Source organism: Bacteroidota bacterium, from assembly GCA_016718825.1.
Taxonomy (GTDB): domain Bacteria; phylum Bacteroidota; class Bacteroidia; order J057; family JADKCL01; genus JADKCL01.
The window spans coordinates 275,807-290,689 of the sequence record JADKCL010000003.1; the positions used below are offsets into that span (position 1 = coordinate 275,807).

General features: G+C 51.4%; 13 protein-coding genes. All 13 read right to left on the reverse strand.

All coding sequences use genetic code 11. From position 1 onward, the window contains the following. Positions 1-81: 81 nt before the first annotated feature. A complete protein-coding gene (gene rlmF / locus IPN95_04860; protein ID MBK9448738.1) occupies positions 82-1,041 on the reverse strand; it encodes a 23S rRNA (adenine(1618)-N(6))-methyltransferase RlmF in 960 nt (319 codons plus the stop codon). Between the two features lie 85 nt (positions 1,042-1,126). Further along, on the reverse strand, positions 1,127-2,230 hold the full coding sequence (locus IPN95_04865; GenBank protein MBK9448739.1) for a Fic family protein: 1,104 nt from the start codon (positions 2,228-2,230) through the stop codon (positions 1,127-1,129). 461 nt (positions 2,231-2,691) lie between these two features. Next, a complete protein-coding gene (locus tag IPN95_04870; protein ID MBK9448740.1) occupies positions 2,692-3,123 on the reverse strand; it encodes a hypothetical protein in 432 nt (143 codons plus the stop codon). After that, on the reverse strand, positions 3,101-4,108 hold the full coding sequence (locus IPN95_04875; protein MBK9448741.1) for a hypothetical protein: 1,008 nt from the start codon (positions 4,106-4,108) through the stop codon (positions 3,101-3,103). Before IPN95_04875 ends, IPN95_04870 begins: the two co-directional genes overlap by 23 nt. 94 nt (positions 4,109-4,202) lie before the next feature. Next, positions 4,203-5,168 (reverse strand): hypothetical protein, encoded by a 966-nt coding sequence (locus tag IPN95_04880; protein ID MBK9448742.1) that lies wholly within the window; start codon positions 5,166-5,168, stop codon positions 4,203-4,205. Next, positions 5,168-5,374: a hypothetical protein gene (locus tag IPN95_04885; protein MBK9448743.1), complete on the reverse strand. Its 207-nt coding sequence runs from the start codon at positions 5,372-5,374 to the stop codon at positions 5,168-5,170. The genes IPN95_04880 and IPN95_04885 overlap by 1 nt, the downstream gene beginning before the upstream one ends. Next, the gene (locus IPN95_04890) at positions 5,364-6,623 is read right to left on the reverse strand and encodes a T9SS type A sorting domain-containing protein (protein MBK9448744.1); all 1,260 of its coding nucleotides are present in this window, start codon (positions 6,621-6,623) and stop codon (positions 5,364-5,366) included. Before IPN95_04890 ends, IPN95_04885 begins: the two co-directional genes overlap by 11 nt. Before the next feature lie 111 nt (positions 6,624-6,734). Continuing rightward, positions 6,735-7,601 carry a hypothetical protein gene (locus tag IPN95_04895; protein MBK9448745.1) on the reverse strand — a complete coding sequence of 289 codons (867 nt, stop codon included), beginning with the start codon at positions 7,599-7,601 and terminating at the stop codon, positions 6,735-6,737. A gap of 135 nt (positions 7,602-7,736) precedes the next feature. Continuing rightward, entirely contained in the window at positions 7,737-8,549 is an 813-nt protein-coding gene (locus tag IPN95_04900; protein MBK9448746.1) for an SUMF1/EgtB/PvdO family nonheme iron enzyme, read from the reverse strand. 52 nt (positions 8,550-8,601) lie between these two features. Next, positions 8,602-9,459 (reverse strand): hypothetical protein, encoded by an 858-nt coding sequence (locus tag IPN95_04905; protein ID MBK9448747.1) that lies wholly within the window; start codon positions 9,457-9,459, stop codon positions 8,602-8,604. 123 nt (positions 9,460-9,582) lie between these two features. Next, complete coding sequence (locus IPN95_04910; protein ID MBK9448748.1) at positions 9,583-11,067, reverse strand: T9SS type A sorting domain-containing protein; 1,485 nt, start codon at positions 11,065-11,067, stop codon at positions 9,583-9,585. A 135-nt stretch (positions 11,068-11,202) separates the two neighbouring features. Next, positions 11,203-11,898, reverse strand: coding sequence for a DUF1669 domain-containing protein (locus IPN95_04915; GenBank protein ID MBK9448749.1), 696 nt, complete (start codon positions 11,896-11,898; stop codon positions 11,203-11,205). Positions 11,899-11,911: 13 nt separating this feature from the next. After that, complete coding sequence (locus IPN95_04920) at positions 11,912-14,872, reverse strand: PD40 domain-containing protein (GenBank protein MBK9448750.1); 2,961 nt, start codon at positions 14,870-14,872, stop codon at positions 11,912-11,914. Positions 14,873-14,883: the final 11 nt, after the last annotated feature.

Below are 14,883 nucleotides of genomic sequence, written 5' to 3' on the forward strand. Positions count from 1 at the left end.
AGAATGTTCAGGCATTCAGCACGTGGATTTGATGGCTCATCCTGTCATGCATCCCTGCTGACAAGGTACATTACCCGGCAATTAGCGGTGGATTGGCCCTTTTACCCACGCCTTTTGGCCTTCCTTGGCGTGAAATGTCCAGCAGACAATCCTGCTGTTTTTCTGGCCTTGCCGCGATTCAATCGTGCGCACTTCGGCAGCCTTGGCATGCTTGAGTGCCATGTAAATCGGCTGGAGATTTTCGGATTTGGAGACGATGGAGGTGAACCAGAGGCAGTTTGTACCGACCGCGATACTTTGATTGATCATCCGCTTGACGAATGCCAATTCGCCGCCGTCGACATACAATTCCGCTTTTTGTCCGCCGAAATTACGTTGCACGGCCTCCCCTTTTGCAAGTCCGAGGTTCCGGAGCTTGCGTGCGGTTTTGGCGTCGGCATCTGCCTTGGAGCTGTGAAACGGCGGATTGCAGATCGTGAGGTCAAAGCGTTCGCCCGGCTGCCAAACATTGCGAAAAATATCCGTTTTGATTGGTTGCAGCCTTATTTCGACAGCGCCTTTGAGGCTCGGGTTGAACTTGACAATGTTTTCGGCGGATTTGACCGAAACTGCATCAATGTCTGCCCCGATGAAGGTCCAACCATAGACATGCCGACCGATAATCGGGAAAACGCAATTCGCCCCCACGCCGATGTCGAGTACGCGCACGGACTTGCCTTCGGGAATGTTGCCGCCATTCGATTCAGCAAGCAAATCCGCCACATGATGGATATAATCGGCCCGGCTCGGAATCGGAGGACAAAGGTATCCGGCAGGGATGTCCCATAATTTGACCCCGTAGTGCAAGATCAGCAAGGCCCGATTGAGTTCCTTGACGGCCACGGGATCGGCAAAGTCGATGGTGGCTTCGCCAGTTGGGCTTTTAGAGACAAAAGGCTGGAGACTTTGGCTCGCTGCGCCAAGCGCCGCAAAATCGTAGCGGTGTCGATGCACATTGCGCGGATGCAATCCCGTGCGTTCGGTGGATTTTTCGGATGCCATTTCGAGTTGCAAAGGAAACGAATTAGATTTTCAGAACCACAAGTCGAGACCCGCAATAACTGCGATGGGCCCAAACGGCTGAAGCCTACTGCACCAATTCATAGTTGGTGCTGCGCCCTCCGGCAGCCTCCTTGCGCAAGACATTCTTTTCAATCAGTTCATTGATGTCACGCAAGGCGGTATCCTGTGAGCATTTTGCCATTTTGGCCCATTTGGAGGTATTCAATTTCCCTTCGAAGCCATCAGTCAATTTCCTGAGCATAAACCATTGCCGGTCATTGAATGGATTCATGACATGAAGCATCCAAAAACGGTGCCTGTACAAAACCGAGGCGAGGGTCGTTTGGGCTGCGGAACAGGCGTCGATGAGGCATTCTAAAAACCAAAGTAGCCATGCGGTGATGTCCAGACTTGCCTTTTGCGACTTTTCCAGGATTTCGTAGTAGTCTTTCCGCTCCTCCATGATCTGCGCCGACAAGCTGTAATAGCGCAGCAATGTACCGTCGGCGCGTGCGAGGAGCAGGTCGGTCAGGGCCCTGGCGATGCGTCCGTTGCCGTCTTCAAACGGGTGGATGGTCAAGAACCAAAAATGCGCGACGCCGGCTTTGATGACGGGGTCAAGACCTTGGTCACCATTGAACCAATCCAGAAATATCTGCATTTCTGCCTCCACCCTCTCCGCAGGAGGTGCCTGAAAGTGAATCCTTTCCCTTCCCATCGCCCCGGAAACCACCTGCATCGGACCGGTGGAATCATCTCTCCAGCGACCGACAACTATTTGGTAAAGGCCACTGCGGCCCCCGGGAAACATCAAAGAATGCCAACCAAAGAGGCGGTCGGTCGTCAGCGGCACATCGCAACGCTGCGTCGCATCGAGCATCATCTCCACCACGCCCTCCACGTGCCGTGCAGACGGCACGAGACCTGCGATATCCATGCCCAGACGGCGGGCGAGTGAGGAACGCACTTGCTCGGGATTGAGCACCTCCCCTTCGATCTCACTGGATTTCAGGACGTCCATGGACAAGGTTTGCAGGTTGGCTTCGTTCCGGAGATCAAATCCCAATGCCTCCATCCTTCCCACAAGCCGGCCTTGCAAATGCCGAAGCAAGCCGAGCGTACCGAGCAATGCTTGATCATCCCAATGAAATTGGGGCCAATCCTGCAACTGATGCACATACCGACTCATCCTCCTAAACATCCCCAAAGTTATTCATTTCTCTCCGGTTTTAAAATAATCTCCGCACATTTTGCGGAGATTAACACAAATATTCACCGCAAAGTCGCCTATTCACCGCATATTTTGCGGAGATTAGTCCATATATTCTCCGCAAAGGCGTCTATTCACCGCATCTTATGCGGAGATTAGGACAAATATTCTCCGCATGGGGTCGTATTCACCGCATGATTTGCGTAGAATGTGAGGATGATTCACCGCACGAAGGTTCTATTCACCGCATGATTTGCAGAGATTGGGAAGGCTATTCACCGCATGAAGGTTCTATTCACCGCATTAGTAGCGAAGATTGCAGCAGCTTTTCGCCGCAAATCCATCTTGTATTCAAAAATCAAGGTGTACGATACGGATGCATCATGCAAGCACATTCCGCGCGGCATTCCGAATCCTACATGCTGCCAATCCAAGTGGCCTCAACTCCCCAAAGCGACCAACTGCTCCTTGACCTTCGTAGCCGTAGTTTCCAGGAAATCCAGCTTTTCCGTTTGATTTTCGCCAATGACAATGTCCTTTTTGGCAAAATATAGCTTCCCGTCCGCAGCTTGGAGGGAAAGCAGGATCGCCTTTTCCCCTTTGGGCAGTTTGTTGTAGCCTTCGGTCTTTTGCGTAAACCCGTAACGCTTTCCATCCACCGAACTGCCCGACAAAATGATCTTCCGAGCTGGTAAAATGAGCTGCACCATGTCTGAGGGCCGGTTGGTTTCCGCAAACAACTGGATCGGAACGGCTGCCGGATCCTTGAATAAGACATCGACATTTACCCAGCCAAATTCCAGCGCATCGTAGGCGATATATGCTGAATTGACTTCCGCCAGGACGTCATCAGGAACCTCTGCGGGGTTCATCAATTTTGGTGAGTTTTTGCGCGGCGAAGTCCCTGAATGTCTGAATCGAACGGTGACAATATTCCTTCTCCTTTTCTATTGCGTTTTGGTGCAATGCGACTTGCTCTTTGCTCGGTGGACCGCCATTGAGACTTCTTGGCTTGAATTCGATTTCGTAACCTACACGTTGGATCGAATCCGCAATGAAATAGTCCACCATCAATTCATCGATTTCCCAAAGGTTCAATTCCAGATGTTCGAGGTAAACCTTGGTAATGTAAGGCATGCAATGCATCCGAAAACGTTCGCGAAACTCGCGGGTTGCAAGCAAGGTGTTTTCGTATTGCGTGATATCCCCCGGGGTATAATAGAACTCTGGGGAATGCTCCCGTTGCGACCACTTGGGATCATCCTCGCGCAAAAATCCGAAGTCTTTCGGGCATTCACCGTAGGCTTCATAGGCCGCAAGCTCCCGGATCGGAAACGGAATCAGCAATTTGCTGGGTTCCTCCACGTTTGTCCAGTTCATCCTGCCATCCGCTTCACGCTGCCCGAGGAAGATCTTAGCATCGGTATCTGCTTCTTTCACCGGAATTTCAATGCGAATGGGTTTGTTTTTATCAATGGACAGCTTCGCTCCTGCGGCATCCTTCGCAGAAAAATAAATCATGCCCTGGGTCTGGAGAATGTCGTCGCCATGGACCGTCTGCAAGTTGCTCGTGACATAGTCTGCCATGGAAAAATGCTCCTTGAGTTCGACGGTGACGGTTCCTGTGACCGGCTTTCCATTGGCATCCAGGAGGCTATTGGCGGGGACATACAAGGTCGTGCCGCTTTTCCCTCTGAGCACATTGTCCTTTCCCGCATCCATCGAAAGCATCTGCATGGGTGCGCCGATGGGTTTGAGCGAATCGATCAATGCGGCGGGAAGATTCCCGAATTCGGTATTGACGGCAGTTTCCGATGGTTTTGGTTCGTTGCAAGCAACCATCAACAATACTAACATGAACACTATCAACGAATTGAAAACGTTTTTCATGAATCTAATTTGGTGTATGATCTTCGATTTTGAAATGGGTTATCATTGGCGAATTTGGCCCTCACCTCACCCAAATCCGGTGCCAAGTATGGGGATCGGTGGCTGCTGGACCCGGGCAACAAGTGCGGATCATGTCGTCGACCTCCCACCTGCGGCCGGTGATCGGCAAGGAATTTACCGTCCCGCTACAATCAGAAACCCCTGTGATCCAATGCCTTGTGCAGCCTTCGAAGAAAGGATGATTGCACATGGCGTAGTTGCCTTGATTGCTCAAACTGCCGTTCTGCGTGGCAGGCAGCAGGCTTGAGTGTCCAGCCAAGGCCGTAAAGCTTCCTCCGAGGCCCAAACAATTCCCAGTACCCGTGCGAAACGCCGCGAGCGTGCCTGCATGCGAACTTTTGAAGTGGATCACCCGCGGATGGTTGGAGGTGATGGCATAAAACCGCACCGACGCAAATGGAATTGCCGTCATCAGACTGTTGCTTGCATGTCCCCAAAAAGCGGTTCCGCTTTCGTTAGGTCCAAGTGCAGTCGCTCCCTGTAAAGGCAGGTCAATCGTCCGCACCTGATTGTTGGGATTCGTGCCGCCCTGATGCAAATAATTGAGCACCAAGGTCCATCCCCCGCCGTCAGTGGTCATATCGCAATAACATTGCATGGGTGCCATCGGGCCGTTGCAATCGACATCGATGGTATAAACCCCATCGGCAGACGCTGGATTTGCCAACTTGATCTGATCACAATTTTGATAACAAACCGAGGTCGGTCCGCACATACTCACCCACTGAAAGGAGTTCCAGTATTCGAGGCAGTGGATCGTGAGGTTGTAGATCACAAGGCCCTCGGCCGGACTCGGGATCGCATTGCGCTGTGCGGTCGTCATACGCGGGGGCAAAAGGCCTGAAGTGGTGGATTCGACCTGCAATTTCGCGCTCGGATCAATTACAGCCGTGCCGACACCGACATTTTGGGCATTCGTCAGCTGAAACATTACCAGCAGAAGCAGCAGCAGAACATTCTTTTTCATCATTGGAAATCGCAGGCGATGGCACAAAGCTTGCCTGATTGCATGAATTTAGGAATTTGCTGTGGAATAGCAATCGCTCGCCCCACGGCAGCAATCAACGTGATCGCTGGAAAACCTTCAAACCGAGAATCAATCCACAAAAAATCAGGCTTCCTGATTGGGGAAGCCTGATAATCAACATGTATGTAAAACCACTTACTTCTCAAAAATCAATTTCCGAACCTCCTCCTGATTGCCTTGCTTCAATTTCAGCAAGTAAACGCCGGAAGCAAAATCACAGACTTGCATGTCATACTTGTAAGGGGCTTGCCCCAATTCGACGGTGCGCTCCCAAACCCGTTTGCCGTCCACACTGTACAATGTGATCACCGCAGTCTGCCCAGGGTATCCCGTGGCGTGGATGTGCAAAATCGAATTGTTGGGGTTGGGATACGCCAGCAATTTCACGCCTTGCCCTTCGACCACGACATCCACCACGGCAGAATACGTCTCTGCACCATTCTTGTCGATCATTCGGAGGCGATAATAGTTCAAACCGGGCAAGGGCTTTTGGTCTTCAAAATGGTAATTCAGCACGGATGCACTCATTCCAGCAGCTTTGACCCGACCGAGTTCAAGAAAGGCCCGCGGCGCACCGCATTTTCCGATTTTGCAATTGATCCCGTCGGTTGCCACCGAACGCTCGATCACAAACCAGTCGCTGTTGGACTCGGATTCTGTGGTCCAAGCCAAGGAGACAATGTTGTTGCCCATGGATTCGGCGGTGAACGAGGAGATAATGGCAGCAAACGGTGCGCAGGTCAAGGTAAAATCTCCCGTGCTTCCAGGCTGATCCAAATAGAGTCCGCCGCATTTGAGGCAGAGGAGATTCAATCCCGACACAATCGCACCGCTGTTGTGCTGCGCATTTCCGCAGACCTCGAAGTACCCATGGCTTCCGGCAGGCGAGACGACGGAACCATCATTCTTCAACGTTCCTTGCATGTAGACCGAGCCGGTGATGAAGATTGTTCCACGGTTCCAAAGATCGCCCTTGATGTTCATGATGCCGTAATTGGACAGCGTTGCACCGGGATAATTGTCCACCCGACCGGAAAAGCTCATCACCGCATTGTTGTCAAGCGCACCGTTGTTGCGAAGCCCACCCGCCACGACCGAGTCGTTGCAAACAAAGCTGCCGTTGTTGTCGATGTCATTTTTCACTGTCAAATGGCCCCCAGCGGCAACTTCAACGCTGCCTGAGGTCCCGATTTCAAGTGTATTGGGGTGGGAAATCCGGTGGCGGATCGTTACTTGGTCTGAACTTGCCGGAACCAATCCAGTGGACCAAACTGTCTCATCGTTCCAAGTGCCGTCCTTGATCGATTGCACGAAGGCGGCATTGGCACTGGAAAAACTCATTGCAAGCAGCAACAAGGCTGCAAATATCCATGAGAATGTAGTTTTTGTCTTCATTGTACACGCTTTAGATTCGCTACAAAATTAGGTGGCGTATCAAGCGTGAAGGCCGACTTTGGTCAGGAATCCAATTGATCTTTGGCAGTATTTGGTCAACCTATTGTACTTTCAAGATTCCGCAAATTCTCTGGCGAATTTCAAAATCTCGGCGATCGTAGGCGCATCCAATGGGAGAACATTGCCTTCGGAAACCACCATTAATTTGCAAGTGGGGCTATAGACCCATTTCCAATAATTGGCGCGCTCCATGAGCTCGACCAAGGTCGTGAGGATCAGGTCGTCCTTGATTTCTTGCGATTCGTAAATGTCGATCAGCGGCAGAATGGCTTCTTTCACCTTCAATTCTGCGATGGCGCGCATCAAGGGAATGGAGGGCGATTTGTTGGTTGAGAGGCATTCCAGGATCACTTTGCCGACAGCAACCGAGTCTTTGATCAGCGCCGCCATTTGACGTTCGCTCCAGTAATCGCCGTCATCCTCATAGGGCAAATTCCGCGAAATGGCTTGAATGTAGCCCGCTGCGACGCCAAATTCGGCGCAATTTTGGGACCATTCCTCCGGATGAAACATTTGATAGGCCAACAATTCCTTGGCGTCAAGCGCAGCAAATTGCTCCTTTTTGAGCTTCAGACGAATGGGATATCCATCCGCATCAGACGAATCCGGAATCGCTTTCAACCACTTTTCAAGGCGATCAGTCATCAAAAATTCACGATCTGCCTCCCAAGCATCGCCCCAACGCTTGTTCAATACATCGATTTCTTTGCGTGATTTTTGAGGCGGCAGGGAGGGATCAAGATGCAAATCATAACCGCGAGCTGTATCTGCAACAGAATCCGGTGATGCAATCGCTTGCGAATCCGCCAACGTATCCGGTCCTAAAGTCTGGGAAGGTGTGGCATCGTTGCAGCCTTGGAATACAAACAAAAGGCTTGGCAACATCATCCAAAACAGGACGGTGGCGGTCAATTTCATTCGAGCAGTTGATTCGATACGCATTGTGTGGTAAAGCTAGGGAAAATTGAAGGACGCACGACACCTGCGTCCATGCGGATGTCTTGCGAAATCCACATTGTCCTATCGGATGGTCAACTTCGAATTCGGAACGGACTAATGTTGAATCCCAACCGAATCCATCACCACACGAAATCCCAAGTTGGAGAAGCTAGCCACCTTGCGCACCTTGCCGATATCGGTGCTGTTGAAAAAGGAGCAGGAAGCGAAGCTGCACCACCACGAGCCCCCGCGGGCGCAGGCGAAGTTCTCATCCTCAACCCAATACGTCGGACGGTCTGCGCAAAATTCGAAGATATTGCCATACACATCATAGAGTCCCAACGGATTGGCTTCATAGGTTCCCACAGGCGCGGTGCGCAACCACGGGTCTGCCGTATCTGCCACCAAATGATCCTTGCCATGCCAGACATTGGCGTAGGATTGAAGTTGCTTGCGGTCATTTCCCCAGAAATAGTGGCTGCGGCTACCCGCACGAGCCGCCACTTCCCATTCGTCCAAAGTCGGCAACCGCACGCCCGCCCATTCGCAGTAGGCCAAGGCATCCAAGAAGCAAATGCAAGTAACCGGATGGTTCATTTTGGCTTCAATTCCGCCATCCGTGACGCCATTGGGGAACCGCCAATAAGCCGTACTGTCTTCCTTCCACCGAAATTCGGCAAGCCCGGGATAAAAGACATAGGCATCATGGCGCTTTTCGGCGAATGTTTTGTATCCTGTCGCTGTGACAAATGCTTGAAAATCAGCATTGGTCACCTCATGGATGGCGATTTGGAATGGGGCGATGCTGATCTTCCTTTTCGGATTGACGAGATGATTGGTCGCGCCAACCACGTATTCACCCGCTTGGACCTGCGCAAACGGGCTCACGGTCGGGGATTCGGCGAGGCATCCAGCGAGGAAGACCATTCCGATGCTCATGGCAAATCCGAGAACCCAACTTTGGCGCTGCATCTTGGGATCAGGCGCCGGCAAATTTCTTGGCCAAGGCAATGATTTCCTGCACGTTGGCGTCGTTGAGTGCGGCAAAGTCGCGCATTTCGCCTTGGTAGTCGCCGCCCATTTCCTCTCTCATCTCGGCCGCAACATTGCTGCTGCTCCAATCAGCGTATTCCGCCTTGCGCATCATCTCAATGCAAGTGGACAAAAGCAAATCGTCTTTGACCGTTTGCTGCTGATAGAGATCCAACAACGGAACAATCGCCGATTTTACCTCAAAGGCTACGACGGCTTGCATCATCGGGATCGAAATCGCCTTGTTGGTCGAGATCGATTTTAAGATCCATTTCTCAAGCTCTGCCTTTTGCGTGTTCATCGCCTCCAATTGCCGGTCGCTCGGATATTCTTCCCCGCCAAAGGGCAAGGAACCCGAAATTCCTTGGATCAAACCGACATCAAAAAAGGCCATGCTGCAATTCTGACCCATCATTTCGGGATGAAACAGGTAGTAGCAAAACTTCTCCGAAAACGAAAGTCCCTTGAATTGCGCATCGGTCAATTTTCCAGGTTGATCAAAAAGGTCCTCATCGGTAGTGGACTTCAATTCGCCTATCCAACCCATCAATTTGGGCGAACCGAGCAATTTCTTTTCGGCCGCAATCGCGTCTGCCCATTGCTGCTTGATTTTTGTGCGATCAGCTTCTGACTTGAGCGCCGGGCGATTGGCCCCCTCCGCGTCGATCACATCGGGTGCTTGGGTAGCATTGTTTTTGGCGGAATCCGCTCCGGAAATGGAGGATTGTCCCGCATCGGCGGCATTTTGCTGGCATGAAACGGCCAACAATGCCAAGAGGGAGAAAAGGAAGATCCTGGTTTTCATGAAGGCAAATGTAGGAATCTCAGGAGAATAGCCATTCGAAGTCTGAAAAAATAAACGACGGATTGAGGGAATAAAAAAGCCGTGCAACCAGGTGGAATGCACGGCTTTTTCCAAAGTTCAAAATCAATGCGCGATGGTTACCCGCCTGCTTGCGCGTGCTCCCTCGTGTTGCAGCGTGAGCAAATACATCCCGGCAGGGAGGTCGCTTACGTCAAGCTTGGCCGTCTGAGCCGAGATGCTGCGATTCAGAATGACCTTTCCTGCCAAGTCCGTCAAAACCAAGGTTTGGGGATGCTGATCCAATCCCAGAAGGTTCAATTCGGTGTTGGCGGGATTTGGATAAACCGTCCATTTTGGACCGTTTCCGAAACCTTGGTCAACAGCAAGCAATTCTGAATCGGTAATGACCTCGCCAATAGTATCGCCATTCACAATCGCTCCTACAAGATCAAACCTTCCCATGGATTCAAAATCTGCCCATTCCACATGCGTCACACCAAAGCCTTGGCGGAAGACTGCCCTGATTTCGTCCAAGGAGGACGCTGCACAAGTGTCTCCACCGATGCCATAGTACAACCAGCCAACGGCGCCATTGCTACGGCCAAGGTGCAACTCGTTCTGATTGGCGTTGCGCTGATGGGTCATCGTCGTCCACAATCCGTTCCAGCCCGCCGCCATGCTGTCGACGGCAGGCGTGTAGACGTACGTGGCCCAAGGCTCGGGCATACCGAAACCGGCCATCATCCCGGGTGCGCGTACCTGCTCATGATGTGATTTGCCCAAGATGTTGTTGGGAAGATCGGAGATCAGGAAGGACCCTCCCGTATTGGTCACGCTGATATTGACAACGCTTCCATTCAGTTTCATCGTATCTCTGACAATGCCGGTCCAGGCAATGTGCATACCACCCATGACGCGCTGCGCCGTGTCGACGTGAAACTTGACTCTAAATATATTTTCCTGTGTGCCAATGTCTTGGATGAATCTTTGGGAGGAATAGAAGAAATCTGCCCCCACGGGCAAGTCAAAAATTCCGTCAAAGCCCGGCAGCGTATCGCCAAGATGCAATTCTTGAATTCCGGCAAGCCTGAAGCGCGACCCGCCCAAAGAAGCAGGCCATTCCAGAACCCCGTGCGCCTTGGACAAAACCAAGGAATCCAAAGCCAAGGTTGTAAACACCTTCACCGAATCCAAGGTCAATCCAAAAACCGGCCGTTGGTAGACCCTCGTCACTGCGGCGGTCAATCCGCTGATGCTATCGAGGGTAAAACTGCTGCCCAATCCCGCTTGCGTGGGGACAGCAAGGTTATGTGGGCTTTTGAAGTTAAAAGTTCCGTCTGCAAATGCGCGCATTTCCCGACCGATGAACATCGGCATGTTGCGCTGCGAGGTATCCACAGGAAACACGAAACGCCGCGCAACACTGAAAGCCGTATCCGCCCCTAGCACCTCGATCGAGTCAAAGTGAATGCTCTGATCCGGCAAAGCGGTCGCCGTATCAGATTTGTAGTGGTAAGTACGACCGGATGTAAACGCCTCCCAATTCTGGGAATATCCGAACAAGCAAAAACAGCAAGCAAACAAGGTAAAGATTAGATTTTTCCTCATATCATGAAATATAAGAAAAGTCCACTCATCCCCCAAAACCAAAGCTTGGTCGATGAAAAATTATCATTGATCCGATTTGAGTCCCGATGGCGTTGCCGTCATTTTCTGCACGCCCAAAATCCAAATACTGATCCTTTAGAACAGGTCCATCTTGGCCCAAAGTCGCTCAAATTCCCCTTGGAAGGAATGTACCACAGCCAATTCGGTCGAAACGATGATGTTTTCCTGATTGAATTCAGCTGCGGATTTTGTCCAGTTATAGCTTCCTGTGACCACCGACTTCCCGTCGACGACGGCAAATTTATGATGCATGTGATGTTCGGTGCGGTCCACCTTCACGGCGATACCGGCCTTCACATGACGCTCGATGTCCGAACCCAGGTCCAAGAGTTTTTCGTTGTCCGTTACGACCCGCACCTTGACATGCCGTTGGTGGGTTGCGATCAAAGCATCTGATATGCGGTCGTCGCTGATCGTAAATACGCAAATGTCCAAGGTTCTTTGCGCGGACTGAATCTGACTCACAATGGCATTCAGACAAAAGTCTCCGGGACTGAAATAAACCAGACTGCCTGCTGTTTTGGGCTGATGTGGCTTCTCATCCAGAATCCTTGTCGCCGCCTCCAACCATTCAAAGGCGAACTGGGTGTCATTGTCCTTGGAAACAGAACGGGCCATGGCGAATAACTTGGCACGCAATACATCATGGTTGCTTTGGTCCAAATTGGCCGCCAAATACAGCTCCCGAATGGCATCACGTTCCGTCTTTGAGAAAAACTTGTCGTCAAACGACTTCAGGAATGCCAACTCGAGCGCATCGTAATTATTCATAACGCAATCATGATCAAATTCTTCGCTCTTCGTGCAACAAGATCCGAATTTCACCGACGTTGAGTTCTGTGCCGTTGCGGTAACCCGTAATATAGGCTCCGTTAAATCCAGCTTTCCGGATCTGTTCAAATGCCTTCTTGACATCCGCGGCGGAGAGATAGTCCCCGACAAAACAGCGCGGAAAGCCGGTCGGGACGGGCTGATAGAAGATGTAGGGTTCCAATCCGCCTAATTTCCTGCGATTTTCGATGGAAAGCTCCTCCTTGTAGGCCCCGAGTTGCACACGGAATGTCACCGCATCTCCCAAATTGGAGGGCGGTGTATTGTGCTTGAAGGCAGGCAAGATAAATTCGTCATTGTTGCCAATCGGTGCCGAATCCCCCATCCAACTGCCCACAGAATTGGAATCCTTTGGGCTCTCTGCGGCAACGGCGGTGGGTTGCGAACGGTTGCCTTTCTGCAGGCTGTCACGCTCCACGACGATCACGGGTTGATACGGCTCTACCGGCTTTTTCGCAGCAGGGGCATCATTTTCCACTTTGACATACACCGGATTGCCCGATTTGACCGCCACCACATCTGCATCCGTGGTCGGGACGATCACCTTGGGTTTGGCATCCACGATGGGCTGCGGCACAGGCATGGCCGCTGCGAGGGTATCCCGCTTCGGCTTGGGCGGCGTAATCACCGGCGTGGTGGGCTGCACCTTGACTGGGGTAGGCTTCACACCTGGCTTGCCCTTGTATTTCGGACAATCCTCGGGCCTGAATCCATCACCCGCCTCATTGGTCTCCAACTGCGAATTTTCCATGTCAACGCCATCGATCGTGCCGATGATCTTGAATTCGGTGCGGCGGTTGCGCTGATGCTCCTGCTCCGTGCAGGGTTCGCCATCGTAGCAGCAATTGCTCAGCTGATACTCACCATAACCCTTGGCTTTGATGCGCGCCGGATCAATGCCCAAGTCAATCATGAAGTAGCGGGCGGCATTGGCGCGTTTCTGCGAAAGCTCCTCGTTGTATTTGTCACTCCCGCGGGCATCCGTATGCGAACCCAATTCGACGATGATTGTGGGGTTCTTTTTCATCAATTCGGCCAAATAGATCAAATCATTGTAGGCATCCGCGCGGATCGTCCATTTGTCAAAGTCATATTTGATATTCTCAAGGCGAATCGGCTTGTTGAAGATGATCTTCTCCATTTTCAACGGGATGATCGTGTCGCCATCAAATGCCGTCTGTGTCGTGGAAACCCGCTGACTGTAAGTCAAATAGCCAGGGTGTTTGACATTCATTTCATAGTATGTGAAGGGCTTCAGGCGAATGTGGAATCGTCCGTTCATGTCCGCGATACGCTCTTCCTTCTCCCCCACCCGCAGGCTCACAAACTCAATCGTTGCGCCCGGAAGGCGTTGTTGCGTTTTCTCATCAATCACGATCGCCGAGATCGCCGGCGGCGGACTCCAAAGCTGCACAATCTTCAAAAACGACATTTCATCCCCTGAGGGCACCGTGCTGAACGTGGTCAGATGCGGATCAAACTCCGAGGTTTCCACCAAAATCTCAAATTTGTGGTCAAAGTAAGTCTTGAATCCCACCATTCCCGTGGAATCGGTCGTCAAATCGTACTTCGAATTATCGGTCAGGTCTTTTACACTGACTTTGGCATTGCGAATCGGCAATTCGGCGATGCTGTCGAGGACCAAAATCTGCAAAACGGGCCTACGAAGCGTCACTTTGTAGATATCGTCTCCACCGTCGCCCTCCGGCCTGTCAGAACTTAGGAATCCGTTTTCATTGTCTTTGTCCAAGTAAAATGCGAAGTCGTCCCAAGCCCCGTTGATGGGATAACCCATATTCACGACCTGCTGATTGCCAGAGAGATGCACGTAAAAAATGTCCAGGTGGCCGAGTCCAGGATGCCCATCTGACGAAAAATAGAGGGTCCCGTCTGGGTGGATGAATGGAAACATTTCGTCTCCCGGGGTATTGATATTTTCAAGATTCACGGGTTCTGACCAACCTTCTCCAACGCGATTGGCAACATAAATATCCTTGCCGCCGACTCCGCCGGGCCTGTCAGACACAAAATACAACCGCAAACCATCCGCAGAAATACTGGGATGGGTGTTGCTGTATTCATCCGAATTCAGATCCAATTCCGTGATTTCAGTGGTTTCCAGACCATTGATCCGACCGCTGTACAGTTTCAATTTGATGATGCCTTCGTCGCTTTTGCCTTTTTCCTTTTCGTTGTAGTTGTTGCGGGTAAAGAAAAACTCCGACTCCCCATTTTGCTGCGTGAAATTGCTTTCATGGTAGCGGGTATTCACTTCTCCCTTGATCCAATCCGGTTTTGCCCATTTGGCCGAATCCTTTTTGTAGCTCGTGTAAAAAAAGTCCAGAAACGGCGTATCCAGCCAATTGAAGGATTGCCGCACCGGAATTCCAACCTCGCGTGAACTGGCAAAAACGATCCCGTCTTGGTAGGGAAAAGTACCAAATTCGGCATGCTCGGAATTGAACGGCAAATGCTCGACATCAATCCTTGTCGAATCTTTGTGAAGCTCTGGACGGCGCTCGATCGCCTTCAGGAAGTTTTTGCCGCGTTTGTCCTCCGGCATGGCAGCAGCATAGTCCTGAAACATCTGTCGCGCCCCATCAATGTCCCCGTTTTGTAAAAGGGCATGGCCGTAGTAAAAGTATGTGATCGGTGGATGCCCAGGTATGGCAAGCACCCTGTCATACCATTTGGCTGCATTTTGGTAGTCATGCGTGAGCCGGTAGCAATCCGCCAGCTTCATCGTCGCGTCGTTGTCGATATTCTTCTTGAGATGATGCTCGTAGTAGGGAATCGCCAACTGATAAGATAACTTCTTATACAAGGCATCGGCCTTGTTCTTAAAGCGGGCCTGTCCATTTACCCCCGCGACGCACGCAAAAATCAACGCAAAAACAAGAAAAACCTTCTTCATGTACACCAATT